Here is a 24331-nt window from a genome sequence, read left to right as displayed (position 1 = left end):
ACTTGCAAAGACATTGCGGGAAATTCCTACTGTCTCGGGCCGACCACTTTTTATGGCGCACCGCAGCACAGGTTTTGTGCATAAGTGAAGCCTGTCAAGTGACTTTTTCGGCTTTTTTTGTGTTATGGGACCTTGGAACGGCGCCAGTTTGACGGCCGGATGACAGTGTCACAAACCCTTGGGACAGGGCTGCGAACCGCGCTGGAGCACGCCCGCAGACCCGGTTCAGCTGCAAAATCCGCAGCGCTTCAGACGGTCGCGCGCAGCCTTCGTGAATGCGAATGCACCGCATCCACGAGCACCGACACGTGCTCCGGCGGCGTGTGCTGGCTGATCCCGTGGCCGAGGTTGAAGATGTGTGAGGGGCCGGTGCCCGCGCCCTGGTGCGGCGTGCCAAAGCTCTCAAGAACCGAGGCCACCTCCGCCTCGATGCGATCGGGCGGCGCGAACAGCACGTTCGGGTCGATGTTGCCCTGCAGGGCCTTGGCCTGCGGGCCTTCGCCCACCAGAGCGCGCGCGCGGCCCAGGTTCACCGTCCAGTCCAGGCCGAGCGCGTGGCAGTCCAGGTCCTTCATGTCTTCGAGCCACAGTCCGCCGCCTTTGGTAAAGACGATGCGCGGGATCACCGCGCCCTCGTGCTCGCGCTTGAGCTGCGACAGCACGCGCCGGGTGTAGGCCAGGCTGAAGTCCTGGAACTTGCCGTCGGCGAGCACGCCGCCCCAGCTGTCGAACACCATCACCGCCTGCGCGCCGGCTTCGATCTGCGCGTTCAGGTAGGCGGCCACCGCGTCGGCATTGATGGCCAGAATGCGGTGCATCAGGTCCGGGCGGCTGTACATGAGCGACTTGACCGCACGGTAGTCGTCCGAGCCGCCCCCCTCGACCATGTAGCAGGCCAGCGTCCAGGGGCTGCCCGAGAACCCGATGAGAGGCACGCGGCCGTTGAGCGCCTTGCGGATGGAGGTGACCGCGTCGAACACATAGCGCAGCCGGTCCATGTCGGGCACGGCGAGCGCGGCGACGTCGGCCTCGGTGCGCACGGTCTTCTCGAATTTCGGGCCTTCGCCGAGCGCGAACGACAGGCCCAGCCCCATGGCGTCGGGCACTGTGAGGATGTCGCTGAACAGGATCGCCGCGTCCAGCGCATAGCGCTCCAGCGGCTGCAGCGTCACCTCGGTCGCGTAGCCCACGTTGGTGGCCAGCCCCATGAAACTGCCGGCCCGCGCGCGCGTGGCGCGGTACTCGGGCAGGTAGCGCCCGGCCTGGCGCATGAGCCAGACGGGCGTGTGGTCGGTGGACTGGCGCAGGCAGGCGCGCAGGAATGTGTCGTTCTGCAGGGGGGCAAAGGGCATGTCGAGGTGCTGGACGCGGGTGGGGGTATCCGGGGGATTATCCCGTGTGGGTCGCGCTGCGGTTTTCCAGAACCCCGCCACACCCGGCCCGGACCTCAGGCAGGCACGGCTTGTTCAAGCAGGTCCGAGAGGGCAATGTGTCCGCGAAACGCGCCCGAGCCACGCGGCTGCTCGCCGTTTTCGATGGCCAGCGCGAACTGAACGGCGGCATCGGCCTCCAGGCGCGCGCGCAGGGCGGCCAGGCGTGGCCAGCGCTCGGCTTCGGCGACGGCGTGGAAGTCCAGCCAGCGCGCCACGCCGATGAGCAGGCCGTCGGCCAGTGTCGGGCGCTCGCCCGCCAGAAAGGCGTGCGGGCTGTCGCGCAGCATCGCTTCGAGCTTGTCGTGCCGTTCGATGACGGCTTCACGGCCGAAGCGGCGCAGCGCAGCTTGTTGGCCCGGGTCGGGCGGGTCCATCTCCAGCGCCGTCCACAGCGGTGCGAATGCGCCGGTGAAGCCGGTGTTGATGAAGGCCATCCATTGGTGCATGCGGTCGGCCTGCGGGGAGTGCGGCTCGAAGCTGATGCGACGCCCGGTGTCGCGTGCTTCAAGCCATGCGGCAATGGCCATGGTTTCGCTCAGCGAGCGGCTGTCATCGGTGATCAGCACCGGGGTTTCGTGGCGGGCGTTGATGCGGGCGTACGATGCTTCGCGCATCTCGCCCAGCATGTCGACCCGGCACAGGCGGTAGGGCTGACCCAGCCATTCCAGGGAGGCCACGAGGCCCATCGAACTGCCGGCGGGGATGCCGTAAACAAGCACAGGAGTCATTGGGGAGGTCCGTTGAGTTGCAGGAGCCTGGACTCTGCCGCGCAACGGGGCCGACGTAAATGACGCACTTTTTTGTGACTGGATGGAAACCCCATGAAAACCGCCGTATCCGAATGCCCGATCGAAGAGGCGATGGTCTTGCTCAGCGGCCGCTGGCCGACGCTGTTGCTCTACTACATGCAGGACGGCACGAAACGCTTCAGCGAGTTGCAACGGGACAATCCGGGCATTTCGCACCGCATGCTCACGCTGGAACTGCGCAAGCTGGAGAAGGCCGGCATCGTGCGCCGCACGGCCTTTGAAGGCTATCCGTCCAGGGTGGACTACGCGCTGACCCCGGTTGGCCTCAAGCTGATTCCGCTGATCGATGCGCTGGGCGACTGGTGGAGCGACACGCAGGCGCAACGCGTCGCCACCTAGGCGAAGCGGTTGCGCCGATACCGCGGCGGCCCAAGGAGCCAGCGTTTACGCCGCGCCGTTCCGGTACTTGATGCTGCAGCCGTAGGCCCGGCTGGTGGCCACGCTCAGCGGCTTGCCGGCGCGCAGTTCGTTCAGGCCCTGGCGCACGTAGTTGGTGGCCTTCTGGATGTCGTCCACCCGAGCGGAAGGGATGCTGTCGATGCCGCCGGCGTACACCAGCACGCCCTGCGGGTTGACGATGTACATGTGCGGCGTGACGCGCGCGGCATAGGCTTCACCCACCTTGCCGTCCTCGTCCATCAACGTGGCCGTGGGGCTGGCGCCCTTCTCGGCCATCCAGCGGCCGAGCTGGGGCGGGGTCTGGTAGTCGGCGCTGTCGTCGCGGGTGGAGTTGATCGCCAGCCAGACCACACCCTGGCCGGTGGCCTCCTTCTGCAGCGCCTGCATGTTGCCCTGGTAGTGCTTGCGCACGAAGGGGCAGCCGGGGTTGTTCCATTCCAGCACGACGGTCTTGCCCTTGAAGTCCGAGAGTTTCACCGGCTTGCCGGCCGTGTCCATCAGGGTGAAGTCGGGTGCGGCCTGGCCCACGCCCGCCGCGGCGAACGCGGGCGCGACCAGCATGGTGCCCAGGGGCGAGAAGACGGCGAGAGCGAGCAGGGGACGGCGTTGCATGGTGTGACTCCTGTGGGCGGACAAGGGAACGGTTGAAGAACACAAATTGAGGCGCCGGGCGGTTCACAGTCGGGCCAGCGCCTCGCGGACCTCCTCGACACTCAGCACTTCGGACAGCAGCTGGATCGGCTGCCCTTTGCGGTAGATCGCGTACACCGGCACGCCGTTGCGCCCCAGTTCGGCCAGCGCGGCGGTGACGGCGGGGTCGCGGCGCGTCCAGTCGGCGCGCAGCAGCGCCACGTTCTTGCTGGCCAGGTCACCCAGCACGGTCGCGTCGGCCAGCGTGGTGCGCTTGTTGTACTGGCAGGTCACGCACCAGGCGGCGGTGAAGTCGACGAACACCGCCCGGTCCTGCGCGATCAGCGCGGCCTGCGCCTGCGGGCTCCAGGGTTGCCAGTTCAGGCCGCTGACGGCGGTGGCCACGGTCTCGCCGGGCGCTGTCTCCTGCAGGCGCGTCACGCTCGGGCCGATGGCCCAGCCCAGCCAGGCCAGGCCCGCCAGCGACAGGCTGGCCAGCACCGCGCGGCTCCTGCCACGCAGGCCGAGCGCCCACACCAGCAACGCCACCACCACCAGCAGCATGAGCAGCGCGGCCGCGCCGTCGATGCCGCTTTGCTGGCCCAGCACCCACAGCAGCCAGACCACGGTGGCGAACATGGGGAACGCCATGAAGCGGCGGAAAGTGTCCATCCACGCGCCCGGGCGCGGCAGGGCGCGGGCCACCGCCGGCACCCAGCTCGCGGCCAGGTAAGGCAGGGCCATGCCCATGCCCAGGGTGGCGAATACGGCCAGCGCCTGCCCGGCCGGCAGGCCAATGGCCAGGCCCAGCGAGGCGCCCATGAAGGGCGCGGTGCAGGGCGAGGCGATGGCGGTGGCGAGCACGCCGGTGAGGAAGGCGTCGGCCGTCGGGTTCTTCGCCTGCAGGTTGGTCACGCGGCTGGGCAGCACGCGCCCGATTTCGAACAGGCCCGCCAGGTTCAGGCCGATCAGCGTGAACAGCAGGGCCAGCGCCGCCACCACCGCCGGGCTTTGCAACTGGAAGCCCCAGCCAAGCTGCTCGCCCGCCGAGCGCAGCGCGAGCAGCAGCGCGCCCAGCGCCGTGAAGGACAGCACCACGCCGGCGGTGTAGGCGATGCCGTTGGCGCGCAGGGCGGCGCGGTCGTCCGCATGGCGGGCGAAGGCGGTCACCTTGATGGCCAGCACCGGGAACACACAGGGCATGAGGTTGAGGATCAGGCCGCCGAGCAGGGCGCCCAGCAAGGCCGCGCCCAGGCTGAGCGCGGTGGCGCTCGTCAGGGGTGCCGCCGCCGCATCGCCGGCGCGCGCGGCATTGGCGTCCAGCGCGGCCTGCAAGGCCGCGGGCACGGCGCCCGGCAGGGGCGCGGCGGCGGGCCACGCCCCCTGCACCGGCACCTCCAGCCGCACGCCGGGACTGCCCGGGCCGTGGCCGGCTGGCGCTGCCGGGGCCACCACCAGGTCCATTCGCGCGGGGCTGTCGCTGCGGAAGGCGGAAAGTGGCACGCGCGCGGTCCAGCGTTCGCCTTCCCAGGCCTGGGACCAGGCCGCGCCGGGCTCGATCAGGCCCGGGGCTTCGGGGAAGAATTCGAGCGGCTGGCCTTGCCAGGCGGCCGGCAGCCCGGCCAGCGAGACGGCCAGGGCCTTGGCGTCGGGCGTCACCTGGCTGTCCCGCGCGGGCTGGTCCACGGGGGCGGCCTTGAAGCTGGCGTCGAACGCGGCGCCGTTGAGTGCGGTCGAACCCCGGGCCGGGATGCGCAGCGCGAACTGGCCTTCTTCCGGAATGCATTCCTTGCGGCAGACCAGCCAGGCCGCGTAGAGCTTGACGTCGATGGACTCGCCGGTGAAGCCCGGGCCCACGGTGAGCGGCACCGGCAGCAGCACGGTGCCGTCGTAGCCGTAGTTGGCCAGGTTGCCAATGGGGAACTTGCGCGGCGTGGGCCAGGCGATGGGCCCGGCCGTGACGCCTGGCGGCAGCGTCCACTGCAGTTCGGTGGGCAGGCCGGAGTCGCCCGAGTTCTTCCAGTAGGTGTGCCACTCGGGCGCGTGGGTGATCTGCAGGCCGACCCAGACCGGCTGCCCGGGGGCAGCGCCCTCGGGCGCATGGGCCAGCAACTCGGCGCGGGCCTGGTCGCTCTGCACCACGGTCTGGGCGGTCGGGGTGCCAGACAGGAGGCCCTGGGCCAGCGCGGCAACAGGCAGCCCGACACACAGCACGGCGCCGCACAGGCGGACGAGGGCGCGCCGGGGGGAAAGAGCGGAAAGCGAAAGCGGCATCGGATACCAGGACGGGAGGGAGCGGGGGAGGGATAGGTGGCAGGACGCCAGGCCTTTTTGGAGGGGGCGGCTCGCGCCAAGTTCCTGGCCCCGCGGGGCGTTCAAATATAAGCGAGCGCTATTCGTCTGCCTGCGACAGCCGGTGTCTTTGTCATGCAGGCTTCACAGGTTTTTCGGCTTTCGGTACAACCGGGGGCGGGAAGGGTTTGCCCAAATGGAGGTCGTGCATGGGATCGATCGTGGAACGTGCCCTGTTGCCCTGGGCGCAACGGATGAAGACGCGGGTGAACCTGCCGGTTCGCCTGAGCTGGGGTGAGCGCGGCGCTTCTTCGCTCGCCCTGGGGGAGTTCGAGGAGCCGCAAGTCGAGATCCGCGTGCGCGACACCTCGGCCCTGCCGCTGCTGATCGACCCTGGGCTGGACACGCTGGGCCAGGCCTATGTGGAGGGACTGATCGACGTCGACGGCTCGATGGCCGACATCCTGGCCGTGGCCCACCGGCTGGCCGAGAACGCCCAGCCCGAAGGGGGTCTGCTCGGGCGCCTGCGCCGGCGCTTCTCGCACACGCGCGAGAGCGACAGCAAGGCCATCGAATACCACTACGACGTGTCCAACGAGTTCTATGCGCAGTGGCTGGACGAGCGCATGGTCTATTCCTGCGGTTATTTCGAGAACGGCGATGAGACGCTGGACGAGGCGCAGGTCAAGAAGATCGACCACATCCTGACCAAGATCCAGCTGCAGCCGGGCCAGCGCCTGCTTGACATCGGCTGCGGCTGGGGCGCGCTGGTGCTGCGCGCGGCGCAGAAGTTCGGCGCGCGCTGCGTGGGCGTGACGCTGTCGAAGAACCAGCACGCCCTGGCGCGCGAGCGCGTGAAGGCCGCGGGTCTGGAAGACCGCATCGACATCCGCCTGCAGGACTACCGCGACGTGAACGACGGCCCGTTCGACCGCATCACCAGCGTGGGCATGTTCGAGCACGTGGGGCTGAACCACCTGGCCGAATACTTCGGGCACATCCGCGCGCTGCTCAAGCCGGATGGCTGGGCGATGAACCACGGCATCACCAGCACCGACGCGCACGATGGCGAAACCCGCCATGGTGGCGGAACCTTCATCGACCGCTACGTGTTCCCGCAAGGCGAGCTGCCGCACATCGGCACCGTGCTGCGCACCATGCAGGAGGGCGGCCTGGAGGCGTTCGACGTGGAGAGCCTGAGGCGCCACTACATGCGCACCACGCAGCTCTGGAGCGAGGCCTTCGAGGCGCGCACGGCGCAGATCAAGCCGCTGGTGGACGAGAAAAAGTGGCGCATCTGGCGCGTCTATCTGGCCGGCTGCGCCTGGGCCTTCGAGCACGACGAGGTGTCGATCTACCAGGTGATCTGCCGCGCCGCCGGCCAGCGCGCGCAGGGCCTGCCCTGGTCGCGGCGGTTCATCTACCCGTAGTCAGTCCGCAAAGCCGAGCACCACCCGCCGGGTGCTGGCCGACTTCTTCTCGATCTTCGTGACCACCACGCGGCCGATTTCGGCGGTGTTGGCCACGTGCGTGCCACCGCAGGGCTGCAGGTCGATCAGCGTGGCGTCGCCAATGCGGATGGTGCGCACCGCGCCACTGCCGCGCGGCGGTGCCACGCTCATGCTCTTGACGAGCGAGGGGTTGGCGTCGAGCTCTTCGTCGGTGATGGACCCCACCGTCAGGGGGTGCGATTGGGCCACCAGCCGCGCCAGGCCCTGTGTGAGTTCGTCCTTGTCCAGCGGATCGGTCATGTGCAGGTCCATGCGCGCGTAGTCCGGCGTGATCGAGCAGCCGTTCACCGGCACGGGAATGAGATGGCACAGCAGGTGGGTGGCGGTGTGAAAGCGCATCAGCCGGTGGCGGCGCGCCCAGTGAATGCGCGCACCGACCTCCGTGCCAACGGCGAGCCGCGCGAGCAGCGCATCCTGTCCCGGCGCGGGCACGTGCACGATGGCCGCGGTCGGCCTGCCGTCGGCGTCCTTGCCCTTGCGCGTGTCCATGATGGCGATGGTGCTGCCGTCGGCCTGCGTGAGCACGCCGGTGTCGCCCGCCTGGCCGCCGCCGAGCGGGTAGAACACGGTGCGGTCGAGCACGATGCCGTGTTCGTCGATGGCGCTCACGCGCGCTTCGCACTGCTGCAGGTAGGCGTCCTGGCGGAAGAGGTCCTGTGTCATGCGGGCATCTTACGGGGCGGGCTTAAGATGCGCGCATGCCCGCCGCCCCCGCCCGTTTCTGGTCCGACCTGTCCACGGCCGATTTCGCCTCGCTGGACCTCGCGCGCGCCATTGCCGTGCTGCCGGTGGCGGCCATCGAACAGCATGGCCCGCACCTGCCATTGTCGGTGGACACGGACATCGTCAACGGCATCGTGCAAGCCGCGTTGCCGCACCTGGCCACCGACCTGCCGGCGTTGTTCCTGCCGACGCAGGCGGTGGGTTTCAGCCCCGAACACACCCGTTTTGCCGGCACGCTCACGCTCAAGATCGAGACCCTGCTGCGGGTATGGACCGAGCTTGGCGAGTGTGTGGCCGCCAGCGGGGTGAAGAAGCTGGTGCTGTTCAATGCGCACGGGGGGCAGGTGGGCGCGCTGGACCTCGTGGCGCGCGACCTGCGCGCGCGCCTGGGGCTGCTGGTCTACAGCGTGAACTGGTTCCACCTGCCGCTGCGCGACGCGCAAGGCCAGGACGTCAACGCGCTGTTCAGCGCCGATGAGCACCGCTTCGGCATCCATGCGGGCGAGATCGAGACGTCGTTGATGCTCGCGCTCGCGCCCGGGCGGGTGCGCATGGAACAGGCCGAGTACTTCCGCTCCACCTCGCAGGACCGCGCGCGCGATTTCCCCATCCTGGGCAACGGCAAGAGCGCCAAGCTGGCCTGGCAGATGCAGGACTACAACGCCACCGGCGCGGTCGGCAATGCGGGCGCCGCCAGCGCCGAGAAAGGGCGCGCCGTGCTGGAGGCGGCCGGTCGCGCACTGGCGCAATTGCTGACGGAAATCGACCGGCTGCCCCCCGACACGCTGAGCGAGCGCACGGCGTACCGCGCCGGCACCCGGGCGGACTGATCGCGTTCTCTCGCATCCGTTCGCCCTGGGTCTGCAGACAGCGCCCGGGGCGACCGAAACGATTCATGCGTAGGTGACCCAGTCCCTGAAGTCCTTGCCGTCCAGGTGGGGCAAGGTGTTGTAGGTCAGCAGCGTGTGGCGCTTGGGGTTGAACTGGAATTCGGTCACGGCGCTGTTGCGGATGCGCAGGTTCAGTTCGATCGTGGCCTCCGGGCTCAGACCCAGCACGTGGCCGACGGCGGTCGAGATCGGGCCGCCGCTGGAGACCAGCAGCACGGTTTTCCCCGTGTGGTTCGTACGCACATGGTCGAGCGCGCCGGTCACGCCGCGCACGAACTCGTTGTAGCTCGGCATGCCCTGCGGGCTCACGGTGCCGGCCATCCATTGCGTCAACCCGTCGCGCAGCAGCCGGAAATGGTGGCGGTAGAGCTCCGGCGCTTCCTCCGCGTTGCGCGGCTTCTGCAGCGGGTGCGGATGGATGGCGCGGATCACCGCTTCGCTGTCGTACTCGTTCAGCCCGGGCCAGGCCAGTGGCTCGTGCGACAGGCCCGCGCCTTCGGCGATGCCGGCCCAGGTCTGCTGGTGGCGGCGCAGCGTGCCGGTGATCACCGCGTCGAACTGCACGCCGCGCTCGGCCCAGTACCTGCCGAGTTGCGCGCTCTGCCGCTGTCCCATCGCGCTGAGCTGGTCGTAGTCGTCCGCGCCAAACGAGGCCTGGCCGTGGCGCACAAGGTAGAGGGTTCCCATGGGCGGCATTCTGTGGCGCTGCGGGGGTTGCGATTTGTCCCGACAGCGACTGTGTGGCGCCGTGGCAGTCGCGCAGGTGTCCGTGGGCGAGGCCGGGAGCGCCCGGTCGATGGAACTCGCGCGGCTTTGCGGTGCTTTTCCCGCCCTAGGCGGCGAGTGCCCCGTGCTTCAATGGCCGTGTATGTTTCCCTACCTGTGCCCACATGCTGTTTGACATACCTACCCTGCTGGCGGTTCGGGTCGGCATTGACGTGCTCATCGCCCTCGCGTTCTGGGGCCTGGTGCGCCGCTACCCGGGCATCGGTGGGCCGCGCTGGTGGAGTGTCGCGTCACTGGTGTCGATCATGGGATCGGTGGGCCTGTGGTTGCGTGGCAGCGTGCCCGACGTGTTCACGTACGGCATCGGCAACGCGGCGCTGAGCGTGATTCCCCTGCTGTTCTGGATGGGCGTGCGCAGCTACCTGCAACTGCCCAGACCCATGGGGCGCGTGCTGGTCGCCTCGTTCCTGGCGCTGGTGCTTCAGCTCGCCTTTCGCTGGGCCTGGGACCTGCCACAGGCCCGCCAGGCCGGGTTCGCGCTGTTCACGGTCGGGGCGACCCTGCTGGCGCTGCGCGACATGGTTCGGGCCGATCCGCTCAAGCGCGTACCCGAGCTCCAGGCCCTCAAGGCGCTGACCGTGGTGGAACTGCTGGCCCTCGTGACCTTCACCGCCGCCGTGCCGATCGGTGGCCTGGCGCTGGAGCAGGTGGTGCCCGCGACGATCTTCTTCTTCATGCTCGCAGGCCTGCTGCGCGCGGTGCTCTGCGGAGCGCTCGTGGCATACCGTTTGCGCGTCGATGGCGAACGGGCCCGCCAGGACCTGCAGACCCGCGAGGCCAATTCGCGCGCGCTGGTCGACAACCTGAGCGCGGGCGTGGTGGTGTACAGACCCAATCACACCATCTCCAGCATCAACACCGCCGCGCGCCGCTTCTTTGGCTGGAGCGAGGGCGGTGCCAACCCCGCACTGGCAGAGCCCACCGGGCCGGGCTGGCAGATGCTGCGCGAGGATGGCCAGCCCATGCGCCGTCACGACATGCCCTTCGAGCACGTGCTGGCGACGGGGTTGCCGGTCAATAACGTGGTGGTCGGCGTGCCCGTGGGCGACGGCGACGAGGTGCGCTGGGCGCTGTGCAACGGTTATCCCGAGAACGACGCCCAGGGGGCGTTGCGCCACGTGGTGCTGACCTTCATCGACATCACCCCGCTCAAGACGGCGCAGGGCGAACAGAAGGTGCTGCAGGCGCAACTGGCGCAGTCGCAGAAGATGGAGGCGCTGGGCACGCTGGCTGGCGGTGTGGCGCACGACTTCAACAACATCCTGGCCGCCATCCTGGGCAACGCCGACCTGGCGCGGCAGGACCTTGCGCGCGATGCGCCGGCGCGCGAAAGCCTTCACGAGATCAGCACCGCCGCGCGCCGGGGGCGCGAGCTGGTGCGCCAGATCCTGGCCTTCAGCCGCCAGCAGCCGGCCGAGCGCACGCGCGTGGACGTGGGGGCCATCCTGACGGAGACCTGCGGGCTGATGCGCAGCGCGGTGCCGCCGCACGTGCAGTTGCTGCACGAGTGCCACCCGGACACACCGGCTGTTCTGGCGGACGCCACGCAGCTCGGTCAGGTGCTGATCAACCTCGGCACCAACGCCGTGCACGCGCTGGAGGGGCGCGCCGGTCGGGTGGAATGCCGGCTCGATGGTTTGCCCGGCAACGACCCGCGACTGCCTGCCGATGTGGCGGCGGTTTGCACCAAGGCGCGCGTGGGCGCGGTGCGTCTGCGGGTGAGCGACAACGGCTGCGGCATGACCGAGGCGGTGCGCAACCGGATCTTCGAACCCTTCTTCACGACCAAGGCGGTGGGCCGGGGCACCGGCCTGGGCCTGCCCGTGGTGCTGGGCATCGTGCAGGTGCACGGCGGTGCCATCGACGTGCAGAGCCACCCTGGCCAGGGCACGACGTTCACGCTGTACTTCCCCGCGGCGCCCGACGGTCCGCCACCACCGACCCCTGATCCCGCCGCCATTCCAAAGACCGCCGATCCCGTCACAATGACCACTTGCTCCCCAGAGGAACCAGAGACCGACCGAACGGAGACCCTTTCCATGGCCGATGCCCTGCCCGCCGAACAACCCCACATCCTGTACCTGGACGACGACGACACGCTCGTTTTCCTGGTGCGTCGGCTGCTGGAGCGGCGCGGTTACCGCGTGACCGCGTTCACCGACCAGCAGCAGGCGGTGAAGGCCGTGGGCGAAAACCCCCAGGGCTTCCATCTGCTGCTTACCGACTACAACATGCCCGGCATGTCGGGTCTGGATGTGGCGCGCGCGGTGCTGGCGCTCAGCCCGAGCCTGCCGGTGGCGGTGGCTTCGGGCTACATCACCGACGAACTCCAGGCCGAGGCCAAGGCGGCCGGCGTGCGCGAAGTGGTCTTCAAGACCGACGCGGTGGAGGCCTTCTGCGAGGTGGTGGCGCGCCTGGTCAAGCCAGACTGACAGCAGGGGCACCTCGGCGCAAGGCCAGGATCAGCGCCCGTTCAGCACCGAGGCCAGCACGCTGCTGTCCACGTTGCCCCCGCTCAAGGTGGTGCCCACCACCTGTCCCCGCAGGGATTCGCGCTCCTGCCAGGCGGCGGCGAAGCCCGCGGCGCCCGCGCCTTCGGCCACGTTGTGCGTGTCGGCGAACAGCATGCGCATGGCTTGCGCCACCTCGTCATCGGTCACCTGCACGATGTGGTCCAGGTGCGGCCCGAGTACCTCGAGTGCGGTGGCGTCCGCCAGGCGGCAGGCCATGCCGTCTGCCAGCGCGGTGCTCACCGGCGCCTCGACGACGTGGCCGGCAGCGAGGGAGTCGGCGTAGGTGGTGGCGTGCGCGCTGACCACGCCGACGATGCGCACCGGGTGCCTCAGCGCGAGCCTGGCCGCGATCGCCGAGCACGCGCCCGAACCCAGGCCGATCGGCACGTAGAGCACATCGAGTTGCGGCACGGCGCGAAGAAACTCCCACCAGCAGGTGCTCACGCCGCGCAACAGGTCGGCGTGGAAGCTGGGCACCATGTGAGCGCCGCGTGCCACGGCCAGTTCGGTGGCGTGTTCGCGGCTGTCCTGGAAATCGTCGCCGTGCTCGATCAGCGTGACGCCGAGCGCGCGCATGGCGGCGTTCTTCTCGACCGAGTTGCCTCGCGGCACGACGATGGTGCAGGCCACACCGTGCGCGCGCGCCGCCCAGCCGATGCTCTGGCCGTGGTTGCCGCGCGTGGCGCCGATCACCTCGCGCGGCAGCTCGCCGCGGTGCCTGAGCTGGTCGAAGTAAGTGAGACCCCCGCGCACCTTGAAGGCGCCCACGGGGGTGTGGTTCTCGTGCTTGATCCAGCAGTCGGCGCCCAGGCGCGCGCTGAGCGTGGCCCAGTGGTATTGGGGTGTGGGCGCGAACTCGCGGTAGACCACCTGTGCGGCGGCCTCGATCTCGTGCAGGGTGGGCAGGGCGTGGTTCATGGCGAGGAGAGCAGCGCCACGCGGCCCCGCGCCGGGGTGTCGAGTTCGGCCGTGAGGCCGGCGGGACCTTCGCTCACGGCGTGGCCGTCCAGCCCCAGCGCCTGCAAGGCCGCACGCAGACCCGCCGCGCCCGCATGGCGCAAGCGCAGCTGGTGCAGCGACACGCCGCTGTCGGGCATGTGGTGGGTGGGGTGTGTGCCCGTCCACTGGATCAGGGTGGGCAGTGCACCGTCGAACAGCCGCTGGCCGTCGTCGCGCACGCTGATCTGCCACTGCAGCAGCCCTTGCGGGGTCTGGCGCGAGGCACTGATCACCGGCCCGCGCTGGATGCCGATGGCCTGGAGCGCCGCCACGGCTGCGGCGATGTCGGGCACGCCCACGACCCAGTGCACCAGTTGCGGCCCGTGCTGCGCCAGCCGCGCGCGCATGGCCGGGTCGTCCAGGTCGAACCAGCGGCGCTGCCGGGGCGCCCGCGTGGGGATGGCCTTGGGGTCGATGGCGATGATCTCGAGATAGGCCGCCGGCGAGCCGCTGCCATCGAGCCTGAGCAGGCGGTTGTGCGTGCCGAACAGCGGGTGCGTGCCACCCGGACCGGGCGTCACGCCCAGCGTGGATTCGCTCCAGGCCACGCCTTCTTCCAGCGTGCGGGCGGCCACCACCAGATGGTCGATGCGGCTGCGTTCCTCACTCATAGGGTGTGCCGTCCTTGCGCGCGAAGCGCCACTGGCCGCCGGTGTACACGGCCTGCAGGTCGTCGTCGGCGGTGATGGACACGGGTTTCACAGCGCCACCTCGCCATCGATGCAGGTGACGCACCCGCCGCCGATCCAGATCGTGCCGTCGGCATCGCGCTCCACGTGCACGCGCCCGGCGCGACCCAGGGCCGTGCCCTGCGCGGCCACATAGTGGGGCGGCGCGAGCCCTGCGCCGATCAGCCATTGCGCGACGGCGGCGTTGAGGCTGCCGGTGACCGGGTCTTCGGTCAGGGCCTGGTGGCCCTGGAAGAAGGCGCGCACCTCGAAGTGGGTGTCGGACCCGGCCGGCTGCGGCGCGACGAGGCCGATCTCCATGCCGTCGAGAACCGCGGCGTCGGGCTGGACCGCCAGCACCTGTGCGGCCGTGCGCAGCATCACGCCGCGCCAGTGCGGACCGTTCTCGCACCAGGCGTGCGCGACGATGTCCTCACGCGCCAGGCCCAGACCCTGTGCGATTCGGGCGACGTCCACTTCGGCGAGCGGGCCGCTGCGCCGCAGTGGTGGCGCGGCAAACGCCAGGCGCGCGCCGTCGCGCCGGATGCGCACCAGGCCCACGCCGCATTCCTGCACCACGTGCTGTCCGGCGCGCGGCTGGCCGCCCGCCTGCAGCCAGGCGTGGCAACTGCCCAGGGTGGGGTGGCCGGCAAAGGGCAGTTCGCGCCCCGGGCAGAAGATGCGCACGCGGTAGTCCGCGCCGGCGGCCCGACCTTCGTCGGTGGGCGGCAACAGAAAGGTGCATTCCGACAGGTTGGTCCAGTCGGTGAAGCGTTGCATGACCCCGGTGTCCAGGCCACTGCCGTCGAGCACCACGCCCAGCGGGTTGCCCAGGTAGGGGGTGTCGGTGAACACGTCAACTTGCTTGAACGGGCGCTGTTTCGCCATCGGTCGTCTCCAGGGTTCAGGACAGGGGCAGGTCGAGCACGCCGCGGCTCGCGGGCAGCGCGAGCCAGCCCGCGTACCAGCGCTCGAGGTGTGGCCAGCTCGGGCGTGGCTGCGGCAGGCCCCACCAGCGGTGCACTTCGCAGGCAATCGGAATGTCGGCCATGGACAGCTCGTCACCGACCATGAAGCGCTGGCGCGCCAGGTGTGCGTCCAGCAGCGCGAACAGCGGCTCGGTGGCGGCCACCGATTGCGCGATCACCTGCGGGTTGCGCTGCTCCACTGGGGTGCGGATCCACTGCACAAAGGCCGGGCCACCGGCGCGGTTGAGCGTGGTCTGCTGCCAGTCCATCCAGCGCTCGGCGTCGAAGCGCTGCCGCAGCTCGGCGGGATACAGGCGGTCGTGCTTCGCGCACAGGTAGCGCACGATGGTGTTGCTTTCCCAGAGCGCGAAGTCACCGTCTTCCAGCAGGGGCACCAGCCCGTTCGGGTTGCGCGCGCGGTAGTCGGCGGAGTCGACCACACCGTAGGTCAAGCCCGCGTCGGTGCGCGGCAGTTCGATGCCGAGCACCTGCGCGCACAGCACCACCTTGCGCACATTGATCGAGCTCAGCCGGCCCCACAGGTGCATGGCGCTCATGTTTCCTGCTGTTCCCGGATGGCCTGTGCCAGCGCCGCGATGCCGGTGCGGATCTGCTCTTCGCTGGCGGTGACGAAGCTCAGGCGCAGGGTGCGCGCATCGGGGGCGTCGGCATAGAACGCGGCGCCGGGCACGAAGGCCACGCCCTTGTCCACGGCGCGCGGCAGCAGCTCGATTGCGCTCATGCCGGCGGGCAGGCGCAACCAGAGGAACATGCCGCCGTCGGGCGAATTCCATTGCACGCCCAGGCCGCGCATCTCGCTGTTCAGGCTGGCGAGCATGGTGGCGCACTGGGCCTTGTAGAGCGCGCGGATGGTGGGCACGTGGCGCTCGAGGAAGCCGTCCCTGATCACTTCGGCCACCATGCGCTGGTTGAAGCCCGGGCTGTGCAGGTCGGCCGCCTGCTTGGCCTGCAGCAGTTTGGGGTAGACCGCGGCCGGCGCGACGATGAAACCCAGTCGCAGGCCTGGGGCCAGCACCTTGGAGAAGGAGCCGAGGTAGATGCAGCCTTCGGGGTGGCGCGCGGCGAGCGGCAATGGCGGCGGCGCATCGAACCAGAGGTCGCCGTAGGGGTTGTCTTCCACGATCGGCAGGCCCAGCGCGGCGGCGCGCGCCACCAGCGCGGCGCGGCGCGCCTCGCTCATGCTGCGCCCGGTGGGGTTCTGGAAATTGGGCAGCACATAGAGGAAGCGCGCGCGGTCCGCGCCGTTGCCCGCCTGCCGCTCAAGATCGTCCACGTCAATGCCCTCGGCGTCGCTGGCCACCCCTCGGACGTCAGGCTCCATGGGCGTGAAGGCCTGCAGCGCGCCGAGGTACGTGGGCGTCTCCACCAGCACGCGGCTGCCGCTGTCGACCAGCACCTTGGCCACCAGGTCCAGACCCTGCTGGCTGCCGGTGGTGATCAGCACCTGGGCCGGGTCCACCGGCCAGGGCAGCTGCGCGGCAACCGCTTCACGCAAGGGGGCGTAGCCTTCGCTGGCGGCGTACTGCAGCGCGGCCTGGCCGTCGTGCGCCAGCACCTGGGCGCAGGCGGCGGCGAACTCGGCGACCGGGAAGGTCCTGGGCGAGGGCAGGCCGCCCGCGAAACTGATGATGCCCGGCTTCTCGGTCACCTTGAGGATCTCGCGGATGACCGAAGGGTTCATGCGCTCGGCGCGGCGCGCCAGCGTCCAGGGCGTGGCGGCAGGAGACGGGGTGGGCAGGTCGTCGGGTTTCATGGTTTCTCCGGTCAGTTCCGTTCGGTGATGGCGCGTTCGCTCGCGTGCACGGGCATTCTCCTGCCGATGAAGACGGTGGCGATCACGGCGGCGGCAAAGCCCAGCGAGAGCGCGTCCAGCCGTTCGCCCAGCAGGGGCACGGCAAACAGCATGCCCAGGATGGGCTGCACCAGTTGCACCTGGCTCACGCGCACGGTGCCGCCCAGGGCCAGGCCGCGGTACCAGGCAAAGAAGCCGATCCACATCGAGAACACGGCGGTGTAGGCAAAACCCCACCAGGCCGAGGCATCCAGCGCTGTCTGAGGGCGGGCCAGGGTGGCCAGTGGCAGGGTGATCGGCAGCGCGATCACGAGTGCCCAGCAGATCACGTGTTCGGCCCGCATGTGCCGTGACAGCCGCGCGCCGTAGGCGTAGCCAATGGCCGCACAGAGCATGGCCGCCAGCAGCAGCGCGTCTGCCGGGTGCAGGGCCAGGCCGGCGCTGCCCGAGCGCAGCAGGGCAAAGCCGATGACCAGCGCGCTGCCCAGCGCCGCGCAGAACCAGAAGCCGCCAGATGGCCGCTGGCGGTGCAGGAGTGCGGCCACAGCGGCCGTGGCCAGTGGCAGCACCCCCACGATCACGCTCGCGTGCACCGCTTCCACGTAGCGCATGGCCACGGACGTGAACAGCGGAAAGCCGAACACCACGCCGGCCGCCGTGATGGCCAGCGGCACGAGGTCGTCCCGCCCGGGCAGCGGTGCGCGCGTGGCCACGAGAAACACGGAGGAGAGCAACGCCGCCACGACCGCCCGGCCCAGCGCCACAAACACGCCCGACATCTGCGGCGCGTCGACCGTCCCGACCGCCAGGCGTGTCATCGGCAACGTGAGCGCGAACAGCGTCACGCCCAGCAGGCCCAGCAGCAGGCCGCGGTTGGCGGGCTGGTCGATCCAGCGTGGCGCGGGCAGTGCCTGGGTGTTCATACGGTGACCATCCACAACGCCGTGGCCACCAGCACGCCGGCGAGCACGCGGTTGAACCACACCAGTCGCCTGCCCTGGGTGAGCCACTGCCGCAGCAGCGAACCCGTGAGCGCATAGACGAAGTTGCTGGTGAAGGCAAAGAACACCATCACGCCGCAGATGATGGCCAGGCGCTCGCCAGGATTGCTCGCGGGTTGCCCGGCGGCGTTGACCACCCAGCCCGCAGTGAGCGTGAGCGCGAGCATCCAGGCCTTGATGTTGAGGAACTGCAGGCCGACCCCCTGCAGGAACGTGATGTCGAGGCGCGCACCGTCCAGCCGGGACAGCGTTGAGGCGCCAGCGACCTTCCAGGCCAGCCACAGCATGTAGGCCACGCCCAGCAGCTTCACGCCCCAGCGCAGGGTCGGCACGTTGAGCACCAGGGCACCCAGCCCAAGGCCGCAGGCCAGCATCAGCAGTGTCCATCCGGTCGGGACGGCCAGGCAGAAAGGCATGGCGCGCCGCAGGCCCAGATTGGCGGCCAGCGCCGTGGACAGCGTGGTGTTCGGGCCTGGCGAAAAACTCATCGCGGTGGCAAACAGCAGCAGGGCGGTCAGCTCGGTGGCGCTCATGGTCGGGCTTGTCAATGCGGAAGGTTCAATGTAATGTTCAGTGCCAGTACACGACCAGTACAGATGGCCATGGCAGTTGTGAAACTGTATTGCCTGTTTCGACAGTACACGCCCCGCCAAGAAAGTCCCCGCCATGCTGATGAAGACCTCTGCGCAGTCCTTGACCGAGCAGCTCGCCCTGCGGTTTGCCGACCGCATTCGCAGCCGGCTGCTGGCGCCCGGCGCGCGCCTGCCCTCGGTGCGCCAGTGCGCGCAGCAACATGGGGTGAGCCCGTCCACCGTGGTTGCCGCTTACGACCAGCTGCTCGCGCAGGGCCTCGTGCATGCGCGCAAGAACCGGGGCTTCTTCGTGCGCGAGATGGCAACACCGCGTGGCGAGGGCCGGGTGTCCGATGGTGCCAGGACCGTGCCGGGCTCGGCCGTGCGCGCCGCGAATGGAGCCGCTGCATCGCCCGTCAACGCCACGGCGCTGATCCGGGGCATGTTCCACAAGGTGAGCAACAAGCCGCACCCCGGCATGGGAGTGTTTCCGCCGGATTGGCTCGAATCCACCTTCATGCCCGCCGCGGTGCGCAAGGTCACCGGCACGCGCGCGCTGCAGGATTTTTCGCTCCAGTACGGCGAGCCGCTCGGTGATGCTGGCCTGCGTCGCGTGCTGTCGCAGAAGCTCGCCACGCTCAACGTGCATGCCGAGCCTGACCACATCATTACCACGGTGGGCGCCACCCATGCGCTGGACATCGTGAGCCGCACCTTGCTGCGCGCGGGCGATCCGGTGATGGTGGAAGAGCCGGGCTGGGCGGTGGAATTCGCGCGACTGGCCGCCCTGGGCATGCGCATTCTGCCCGTGCCCCGGCGGGCCGATGGTCCCGATCTGGAGGTGATGGCCCGGTATTGCGAGGTGCACAAGCCGAAGATGTACGTCAGTGTGAGCGTGTTCCACAACCCCACGGGCTACTGCCTTTCCCCGGGCAGCGCGCACCGCTTGCTGCAATTGGCCAACCAGCACAGCTTTCACATCGTCGAGGACGACACCTACAGCCACATCGCGCCCGAGCACGCCACGCGCCTGACGGCACTCGATGGCCTGCAGCGCACGATCTACGTGAGCGGTTTTGCCAAGATCCTCGCACCCAACTGGCGCATCGGCTTCCTGGCAGCGCCGTCAGCCCTGGTGGAGCCTCTGCTCGATACCAAGCTGCTGTCCACGCTGACCACGCCAGCGCTTCTGGAGAGGGCGCTGGCGCTGTGCATCGAGCAAGGGCAGTTGCGCCGCCACGCCGAGCGGATCCGCACGAGGCTCGACGCGGCGCGCGCGCGCAGCGTGAAGCTGGCGCTGGGCGCGGGCTGCACGTTTGCCGCCGAGCCGGTGGGCTTGTTCGGCTGGGTCGACACAGGGGTGGATACCGACGCCCTGGCGCAGCGCATGCTGGACGAGGGCTACCTCATCGCGCCTGGGGCGTTGTTCCACGCGGCGCGCACACCGAGCACGCTCATGCGCATCAACTTCGCGACGACACAGGATGCGGCCTTCTGGCGTGTGTTTGCGCGCCTGAGGGCCTCGGGCTGAGGCCCGTGCTTCAGAGCCGCGTGTCGAACAGGTCGCGGCCGCGCGCGTGCAGCAACTCGGCCAGAGCCTGATCGATCTGGCGCGCTTCGGCCTGCAGCAGCGGGAGCGCGCGCGCGAACAGGTGCCAGTCGCCGGCACGCGCGGCGAGTTCCAGGCCTTTGGCCAGGCGGGCACCGCGTTCAGCGGTCATGCTGCCCAGCGAGCCCTTGAGACCATGTGCGTGGGCCACAGCCGCTGCCGTGTCGCGTTCCGCGAGCGCGCGTTGCAGATCGTGCTGGCGGGAGGCCAGATCGGCGCGCATCGCCTGCGCCAGTTGACTGAGCGTTTCTTCGTCACCATCAAGACGGCGCAAGAGCTTCTCCACGTCCAGCGCTTCGAGGTGCGCCGCAGCTCGCGCCGAGCCCGCCGCAGGCGCGGTTTGCGCCTGCTCCGCCGAAGGGGCACGCGGGACGCCGGTGGATTCGCTCACCTTCAGCACGCGGTCCATTTCCTCGATCAGCGCCTGCGGGCTCACAGGTTTTGCGGTGTAGCCGTCCATGCCGGCGGCCAGGCAGGCTTCACGGTCGCCGGGCATGGCGTTGGCCGTCACCGCCACGATCGGTGTGCGGGGCATCTTGCGGCGGGCCTCGATGTCACGAATCTCCTGCGTGGCCTGCAGGCCGCTCATGCCGGGCATCTGGACATCCATCAACACCAGGTCGATGCCACCCTGTTCCCATTGCGCCACGGCATGCACGCCGCCGCGCGCCACGCGCACGGTACAGCCCAGGCGCAGCAGCAGTTGCCGCATCATGAGTTCGTTGACCGGGTGGTCTTCGGCCAGCAGGACCACCAGCCCGACATAGCGCGGCCCGGCCTGAGCAAGCTCCAGCAGCTCGGCAGGGGCACTTTGTGGGCTGCGCTCAAGGGTCGGCACCTCGCGCAGCGGCAGCGCAAGGGTGAAGATGCTGCCTTCGCCGGGCGCGCTTTGCAACGCAATGTCGCCTCCCATCAGGCGCGCCAGGCGCGCGCAGATGGCCAGGCCCAGCCCGCTGCCGCCGTGGCTGCGGGCAGTGGACGCGTCGGCCTGGGTGAAAGCATCGAAGATCGTGGCCTGGAGATGGGGCGCGATACCGACTCCGTTGTCGCGCACCTGCACCTGCAGGCGTTGCTGCGCGTCGCCGGCTGACGCCAGCGCGGTGGCGCGGACTTCGATCAGGCCTCCTTCCGGCGTGAACTTGACGGCGTTGGACAACAGGTTGCTCATCACCTGGCGCAACCGCTCGGCGTCGCCCATCACCCACTGCGGCAACGCCGACGAAAGATCGAAACGCACATTCAGGGACTTGGCACGTGCCAGCTCCGCGTAGACCGCGGTGACCTGTTCGAGCGTCTGGTGCAGGTCAAAGCGAAGGTTCTCGATGTCGAGCTTGCCGGCCTCGATGCGCGAGAGATCCAGTATGTCGTTGAGCAACCCCAGCAATGTGTGGGCGGAGCTGTCCATGAGCGCCAGCCACTCGGCCTGTTCAGTATTCAGGGGCGAGTCTGTCAGCATGCGCGTCAGGCCCATGATCGCATTCAGGGGCGTGCGAACCTCGTGGCTGATGTTCGCCAGGAATTCGCTCTTGGCGCGGCTGGCCTGCTCGGCCATTTCCTGCGCCCGAACGCGATCATGTTCGATGCGCTTGCGCTCGCTGATGTCGGCCAGCGTGCCCATAAGCCGAAGTGGTTTGCCTTTGGGGTCGTGCTCGGCCACCATGGCGTGCGCCTCCACCCACAGCCAGCCATCGGCGGTGCGGACGCGGTGCTGCGCCACGCCTCGCTGGCTGCGACCTTCGAGCAACGCCATGACCAGCGCCCGCAAGGGCTCCAGGTCGTCCGGGTGCAGGCGTGCGCGCAGGTCGGGGACCTCCCAGTAGCCGTCGGCAGCGATGTCGCCCAGCAACTCACCCCAACGGGCCGTCAGGAACACCTGGGTGGCCGGCAATTGCCAGTCCCACAGCGCGAGGCCGGCGGCGTCCACGGCCAGCTGCAGCCGGTCGCGGGTCTCGTCAAGCGCTTCTTCGGCCAGAAGGCGGCTATTGGACTCGCGGTGCACCGTGCCGCGCAGGCGGTCGAGCTCGCGGTTCTGGTGCTCGAGTTCTCCCAGCAGCTTCTGCGTGCGCTCGCGCTCATGCTCAAGCTCGTTGAGCGTGCGCTGCAAGTCAAAAGCAAGACGATCAGGCGTCATGGGCGTGTGTGAGGTGGTGCCAAGGCAAGTGTGCCCCGTGCAGAGCCCTCAGCTGCCGCCAAGCGCCTCCCAGCGTTCCAGAGCCAAAAGCCATTCCCCCTCGACTTCGGCGTGCCGGGCTGCAAGTTGAGCCGCGCGGGCGGGATCGCTGTGAAAAAGTTGGCCATTTTCGAGTTCCTTGGCGATGCTGACCTGCTCGACCTCAAGTTCGGCCATGCGCGCAGGCAGGGCGTCGAACTCGCGCTGCTCTTTGTAGCTGAGCTTTTTTTTGAGGGCTCCCTGCCTGGGTGGCTCTTCGCTGACCGGCGAATTGGCAGGCCGGACAGGAACGGGCGCTAGCGACTCTCTTCCGCGCTGCAGGGCTTCGGCGCGCGCGGACTGCACAAGCCAGTCCTGCACGTCACCCACGTATTCGCGCCAGCGTCCCTCGCCCTCGAAGACCAATGTGCTGGTGACGACATTGTCCAGGAAGCGCCGGTCGTGGCTCACCAGGAAGACGGTGCCTTCATATTGTTGCAGCAAGTCCTCCAGCAGCTCCAGGGTGTCGATGTCCAGATCATTGGTCGGCTCGTCCAGCACCAGCACATTGGCCGGGCGCGCGAACAGGCGCGCCAGCAGCAGGCGGTTGCGTTCGCCACCCGACAGCGTGCGCACGGGCGCATGGGCGCGCGCCGGTGAAAACAGGAAGTCGCTCAGGTAGCTCTTCACGTGCGTACGTTTGCTGCCGATCTCGATCCACTCGCTGCCCGGGCTGATGAAGTCCTCCAGCGTGGCATCCAGGTTGAGCTGATCTCGCATCTGATCGAAGTAGGCCACGCTGAGCTTGCTGCCCTGACGCACGGTGCCGCTCGAGGGTTGCAGTTCGCCGAGGATGATTCTGAGCAGTGTGGTCTTGCCGGCGCCATTGGGCCCGATCAGACCGATCTTGTCGCCCCGTAGGATGGTGGCCGAAAAGTCCCGCACCACGGTGCGTAGACCGCCCTCGTTTGTGACGAACGACTGCGTGACCTTCTCCAACTCCGCCACGATCTTGCCGCTGGCCTGACCACTGGCGATGTCCAGTTTCACGTTCCCCAGCGCGTCCCGTCGCTGGGCGCGCTGTTCCCGCAATCGCTGCAGTCGCGTGATGCGTCCCTGCGCGCGGGTGCGACGCGCTTCCACCCCTTTGCGAATCCAGACCTCCTCCTGCGCCAGCAACTTGTCCGCGCGGGCGTTGATCACCGCCTCCTGCGCCAGTTGCTCCTCCTTCAGTATCTGGTATTGCGCGAAATTGCCGGGATAGCTCAATAGCCGTCCCCGGTCGAGTTCGACCATGCGCGTGGCGACGCGATCCAGAAACGCACGATCATGGCTGATGGTGACCACGCTGCCCTTGTATTCCAGCAGCAGGTCTTCCAGCCATGCGATGCTGTCAAGATCCAGATGGTTGGTGGGTTCGTCCAGCAGCAGCACGTCTGGGCGGCTTACCAGCGCCTGCGCCAGCGCCACACGTTTCTTGTTGCCGCCAGAGAGTGTGCCGACTTGCGTCTGCCCATCCAGATGCAGGCGATGCAGGGTTTCCTCGACCCGCTGCTCCCAGTTCCACGCATCCAGTGCCTCAATACGGCCTTGCAATTGATCCAGGTCCAGCCCGTCGGCGCCACTCAGATAGAGATCACGCGCATTTCGTGCATCGGCGAGGCCGACGCTGGCAGCTTCGAAGACCGTTGATGCCATATCCAGCACAGGCTCCTGAGGCACATAAGCGATGCGCACACCCGTCTGAACCTGCAGCGTGCCGTCGTCGGGTTTTTCCATGGACGCGAGGATCTTCAGCAGCGACGACTTGCCTGTCCCGTTGCGCCCGATCAGGCCGACGCGCTCCTGGGCCTCGAGTACGAAATCCGTGTGGTCAAGCAGCGCAACGTGGCCAAAAGCCAGTTGCGCATCCTGCAGGGTGATGAGTGCCATGAAAAGCCCGAGTCGAAAGTGACGCGATTATCCCCGTGGCATCCCCCGAGGGCTCCTTGGTCCCACGCCGCAAGCGAGCCGACCTGGAGGGACGACGTGATGGCGCGGCGAGCTTGGTACAGCTTGGTACAGATGAGAGTCTCGAAGAGACATTGCCTTCGCGCACTGTCGAGAAAAAGTTTGTTGTGGCTTTGACGACAGCTCAAAAACTGTCGTATACTGCAAGGCTTCGCTCTTCGACAAGATGTCGCAAGACGCCCGATAGGGCGGCGAAGATGCGCCAGGCAAAGGCGGTGCAAAAAAGCGAGTGAAAACCCTAACTTTTTTGACAGTACGCAAAAAACTGTGTCATAATACGAGGCTCAGCTGATCGCGGCTGAGGGGTTGATGAAGGCGGTGAGAGCTGCTGGAGTTGGCCGGATCATTAAAAACATACAGCCGATAAGCGTGGGCGTTTGAAGGCGATTGCGAAGATGGGCTCGAAAGAGTCCGAGTCGCAAGACTTTAGACGCTCATGAGAATAGAAGTGAAGTTCACTTCAATTCCGTTTTTATGAGTAATTTCAAGATCGAACTAAAGAGTTTGATCCTGGCTCAGATTGAACGCTGGCGGCATGCTTTACACATGCAAGTCG

Annotated in this window: 20 protein-coding genes and 1 rRNA gene; 6 read left to right on the top strand and 15 right to left on the bottom strand. The window is 68.4% G+C overall.

The genetic code is table 11. The features are described 5' to 3' along the window. Positions 1 to 248 precede the first annotated feature (248 nt). Both hemE and AB7P10_RS18190 read right to left on the bottom strand, forming a co-directional pair. Complete coding sequence (gene hemE, locus AB7P10_RS18195) at positions 249 to 1352, bottom strand: uroporphyrinogen decarboxylase (RefSeq protein ID WP_428295259.1); 1104 nt, start codon at positions 1350 to 1352, stop codon at positions 249 to 251. A gap of 95 nt (positions 1353 to 1447) precedes the next feature. After that, positions 1448 to 2161 (bottom strand): glutathione S-transferase family protein, encoded by a 714-nt coding sequence (locus tag AB7P10_RS18190; protein ID WP_428295258.1) that lies wholly within the window; start codon positions 2159 to 2161, stop codon positions 1448 to 1450. Positions 2162 to 2254: 93 nt separating this feature from the next. Here AB7P10_RS18190 and AB7P10_RS18185 point away from each other — a divergent pair, with 93 nt between their 5' ends. Beyond that, positions 2255 to 2581, top strand: a complete 327-nt coding sequence (locus tag AB7P10_RS18185; RefSeq protein WP_428295257.1) for a winged helix-turn-helix transcriptional regulator — start codon at positions 2255 to 2257, stop codon at positions 2579 to 2581. Between the two features lie 45 nt (positions 2582 to 2626). Here AB7P10_RS18185 and AB7P10_RS18180 read toward each other — a convergent pair whose 3' ends face one another. Both AB7P10_RS18180 and AB7P10_RS18175 read right to left on the bottom strand, forming a co-directional pair. Continuing rightward, complete coding sequence (locus AB7P10_RS18180; RefSeq protein WP_428295256.1) at positions 2627 to 3253, bottom strand: thioredoxin family protein; 627 nt, start codon at positions 3251 to 3253, stop codon at positions 2627 to 2629. 63 nt (positions 3254 to 3316) lie between these two features. Further along, positions 3317 to 5545 carry a protein-disulfide reductase DsbD family protein gene (locus tag AB7P10_RS18175; RefSeq protein ID WP_428295255.1) on the bottom strand — a complete coding sequence of 743 codons (2229 nt, stop codon included), beginning with the start codon at positions 5543 to 5545 and terminating at the stop codon, positions 3317 to 3319. Positions 5546 to 5772: 227 nt separating this feature from the next. Between AB7P10_RS18175 and AB7P10_RS18170 the strand changes: the two genes are divergently transcribed. Then, positions 5773 to 6993: a class I SAM-dependent methyltransferase gene (locus tag AB7P10_RS18170; protein ID WP_428295254.1), complete on the top strand. Its 1221-nt coding sequence runs from the start codon at positions 5773 to 5775 to the stop codon at positions 6991 to 6993. Here AB7P10_RS18170 and AB7P10_RS18165 read toward each other — a convergent pair whose 3' ends face one another. Continuing rightward, on the bottom strand, positions 6994 to 7737 hold the full coding sequence (locus tag AB7P10_RS18165) for an alanyl-tRNA editing protein (RefSeq protein ID WP_428295253.1): 744 nt from the start codon (positions 7735 to 7737) through the stop codon (positions 6994 to 6996). Between the two features lie 35 nt (positions 7738 to 7772). Here AB7P10_RS18165 and AB7P10_RS18160 point away from each other — a divergent pair, with 35 nt between their 5' ends. After that, positions 7773 to 8627, top strand: a complete 855-nt coding sequence (locus tag AB7P10_RS18160) for a creatininase family protein (protein ID WP_428295252.1) — start codon at positions 7773 to 7775, stop codon at positions 8625 to 8627. A gap of 63 nt (positions 8628 to 8690) precedes the next feature. Here AB7P10_RS18160 and AB7P10_RS18155 read toward each other — a convergent pair whose 3' ends face one another. Then, positions 8691 to 9374: a histidine phosphatase family protein gene (locus tag AB7P10_RS18155; RefSeq protein ID WP_428295251.1), complete on the bottom strand. Its 684-nt coding sequence runs from the start codon at positions 9372 to 9374 to the stop codon at positions 8691 to 8693. A 203-nt stretch (positions 9375 to 9577) separates the two neighbouring features. On the opposite strand from AB7P10_RS18155, the gene AB7P10_RS18150 reads away from it, so the two are divergent. Next, complete coding sequence (locus AB7P10_RS18150) at positions 9578 to 11905, top strand: ATP-binding protein (protein ID WP_428295250.1); 2328 nt, start codon at positions 9578 to 9580, stop codon at positions 11903 to 11905. Positions 11906 to 11935: 30 nt separating this feature from the next. On the opposite strand, the gene AB7P10_RS18145 is transcribed toward AB7P10_RS18150, so the two are convergent. From AB7P10_RS18145 to AB7P10_RS18115, 7 genes are all read right to left on the bottom strand, one after another. Further along, positions 11936 to 12904, bottom strand: a complete 969-nt coding sequence (locus tag AB7P10_RS18145) for a threonine dehydratase (RefSeq protein WP_428295249.1) — start codon at positions 12902 to 12904, stop codon at positions 11936 to 11938. After that, entirely contained in the window at positions 12901 to 13596 is a 696-nt protein-coding gene (locus AB7P10_RS18140; protein ID WP_428295248.1) for a VOC family protein, read from the bottom strand. The genes AB7P10_RS18145 and AB7P10_RS18140 overlap by 4 nt, the downstream gene beginning before the upstream one ends. 87 nt (positions 13597 to 13683) lie before the next feature. Continuing rightward, on the bottom strand, positions 13684 to 14541 hold the full coding sequence (locus AB7P10_RS18135; protein WP_428295247.1) for a PhzF family phenazine biosynthesis protein: 858 nt from the start codon (positions 14539 to 14541) through the stop codon (positions 13684 to 13686). 16 nt (positions 14542 to 14557) lie between these two features. Beyond that, positions 14558 to 15178: a glutathione S-transferase family protein gene (locus AB7P10_RS18130; protein WP_428295246.1), complete on the bottom strand. Its 621-nt coding sequence runs from the start codon at positions 15176 to 15178 to the stop codon at positions 14558 to 14560. After that, complete coding sequence (locus AB7P10_RS18125; protein ID WP_428295245.1) at positions 15175 to 16395, bottom strand: PLP-dependent aminotransferase family protein; 1221 nt, start codon at positions 16393 to 16395, stop codon at positions 15175 to 15177. Before AB7P10_RS18125 ends, AB7P10_RS18130 begins: the two co-directional genes overlap by 4 nt. Before the next feature lie 11 nt (positions 16396 to 16406). After that, positions 16407 to 17357, bottom strand: coding sequence for a DMT family transporter (locus AB7P10_RS18120; protein WP_428295244.1), 951 nt, complete (start codon positions 17355 to 17357; stop codon positions 16407 to 16409). Then, entirely contained in the window at positions 17354 to 17968 is a 615-nt protein-coding gene (locus AB7P10_RS18115) for a LysE family translocator (RefSeq protein WP_428295243.1), read from the bottom strand. Before AB7P10_RS18115 ends, AB7P10_RS18120 begins: the two co-directional genes overlap by 4 nt. Before the next feature lie 133 nt (positions 17969 to 18101). Between AB7P10_RS18115 and AB7P10_RS18110 the strand changes: the two genes are divergently transcribed. Continuing rightward, positions 18102 to 19538 carry a PLP-dependent aminotransferase family protein gene (locus AB7P10_RS18110; protein ID WP_428295242.1) on the top strand — a complete coding sequence of 479 codons (1437 nt, stop codon included), beginning with the start codon at positions 18102 to 18104 and terminating at the stop codon, positions 19536 to 19538. 10 nt (positions 19539 to 19548) lie between these two features. Here AB7P10_RS18110 and AB7P10_RS18105 read toward each other — a convergent pair whose 3' ends face one another. Next, positions 19549 to 21747 carry an ATP-binding protein gene (locus AB7P10_RS18105; protein WP_428295241.1) on the bottom strand — a complete coding sequence of 733 codons (2199 nt, stop codon included), beginning with the start codon at positions 21745 to 21747 and terminating at the stop codon, positions 19549 to 19551. 48 nt (positions 21748 to 21795) lie between these two features. Beyond that, on the bottom strand, positions 21796 to 23697 hold the full coding sequence (gene abc-f, locus AB7P10_RS18100; protein ID WP_428295240.1) for a ribosomal protection-like ABC-F family protein: 1902 nt from the start codon (positions 23695 to 23697) through the stop codon (positions 21796 to 21798). Positions 23698 to 24267: 570 nt separating this feature from the next. Here abc-f and AB7P10_RS18095 point away from each other — a divergent pair. After that, positions 24268 to 24331: ribosomal RNA gene (locus tag AB7P10_RS18095) — 16S ribosomal RNA — on the top strand; the annotation flags it as partial.

The sequence above is a fragment of the Hydrogenophaga sp. genome (assembly GCF_050182545.1).
Taxonomy (GTDB): Bacteria; Pseudomonadota; Gammaproteobacteria; order Burkholderiales; family Burkholderiaceae_C; genus Hydrogenophaga.
Note: the sequence above shows the minus strand (reverse complement) of the source record. Positions and strands in the feature narration are given on the sequence as shown.

Bases quoted from the DNA above. Each gene is read 5' to 3' on its own strand.
- AB7P10_RS18120 (WP_428295244.1), bottom strand. From the start codon at position 17,357: ATGAACACCCAGGCACTGCCCGCGCCACGCTGGATCGACCAGCCCGCC.
- AB7P10_RS18170 (WP_428295254.1), top strand. From the start codon at position 5,773: ATGGGATCGATCGTGGAACGTGCCCTGTTGCCCTGGGCGCAACGGATG.
- AB7P10_RS18180 (WP_428295256.1), bottom strand. From the start codon at position 3,253: ATGCAACGCCGTCCCCTGCTCGCTCTCGCCGTCTTCTCGCCCCTGGGC.
- AB7P10_RS18105 (WP_428295241.1), bottom strand. From the start codon at position 21,747: ATGACGCCTGATCGTCTTGCTTTTGACTTGCAGCGCACGCTCAACGAG.
- AB7P10_RS18115 (WP_428295243.1), bottom strand. From the start codon at position 17,968: ATGAGCGCCACCGAGCTGACCGCCCTGCTGCTGTTTGCCACCGCGATG.
- hemE (WP_428295259.1), bottom strand. From the start codon at position 1,352: ATGCCCTTTGCCCCCCTGCAGAACGACACATTCCTGCGCGCCTGCCTG.
- AB7P10_RS18175 (WP_428295255.1), bottom strand. From the start codon at position 5,545: ATGCCGCTTTCGCTTTCCGCTCTTTCCCCCCGGCGCGCCCTCGTCCGC.
- AB7P10_RS18130 (WP_428295246.1), bottom strand. From the start codon at position 15,178: ATGAGCGCCATGCACCTGTGGGGCCGGCTGAGCTCGATCAATGTGCGC.
- AB7P10_RS18150 (WP_428295250.1), top strand. From the start codon at position 9,578: ATGCTGTTTGACATACCTACCCTGCTGGCGGTTCGGGTCGGCATTGAC.
- AB7P10_RS18110 (WP_428295242.1), top strand. From the start codon at position 18,102: ATGCTGATGAAGACCTCTGCGCAGTCCTTGACCGAGCAGCTCGCCCTG.
- AB7P10_RS18125 (WP_428295245.1), bottom strand. From the start codon at position 16,395: ATGAAACCCGACGACCTGCCCACCCCGTCTCCTGCCGCCACGCCCTGG.
- AB7P10_RS18155 (WP_428295251.1), bottom strand. From the start codon at position 9,374: ATGGGAACCCTCTACCTTGTGCGCCACGGCCAGGCCTCGTTTGGCGCG.
- abc-f (WP_428295240.1), bottom strand. From the start codon at position 23,697: ATGGCACTCATCACCCTGCAGGATGCGCAACTGGCTTTTGGCCACGTT.
- AB7P10_RS18140 (WP_428295248.1), bottom strand. From the start codon at position 13,596: ATGAGTGAGGAACGCAGCCGCATCGACCATCTGGTGGTGGCCGCCCGC.
- AB7P10_RS18160 (WP_428295252.1), top strand. From the start codon at position 7,773: ATGCCCGCCGCCCCCGCCCGTTTCTGGTCCGACCTGTCCACGGCCGAT.
- AB7P10_RS18135 (WP_428295247.1), bottom strand. From the start codon at position 14,541: ATGGCGAAACAGCGCCCGTTCAAGCAAGTTGACGTGTTCACCGACACC.
- AB7P10_RS18190 (WP_428295258.1), bottom strand. From the start codon at position 2,161: ATGACTCCTGTGCTTGTTTACGGCATCCCCGCCGGCAGTTCGATGGGC.
- AB7P10_RS18185 (WP_428295257.1), top strand. From the start codon at position 2,255: ATGAAAACCGCCGTATCCGAATGCCCGATCGAAGAGGCGATGGTCTTG.
- AB7P10_RS18145 (WP_428295249.1), bottom strand. From the start codon at position 12,904: ATGAACCACGCCCTGCCCACCCTGCACGAGATCGAGGCCGCCGCACAG.
- AB7P10_RS18165 (WP_428295253.1), bottom strand. From the start codon at position 7,737: ATGACACAGGACCTCTTCCGCCAGGACGCCTACCTGCAGCAGTGCGAA.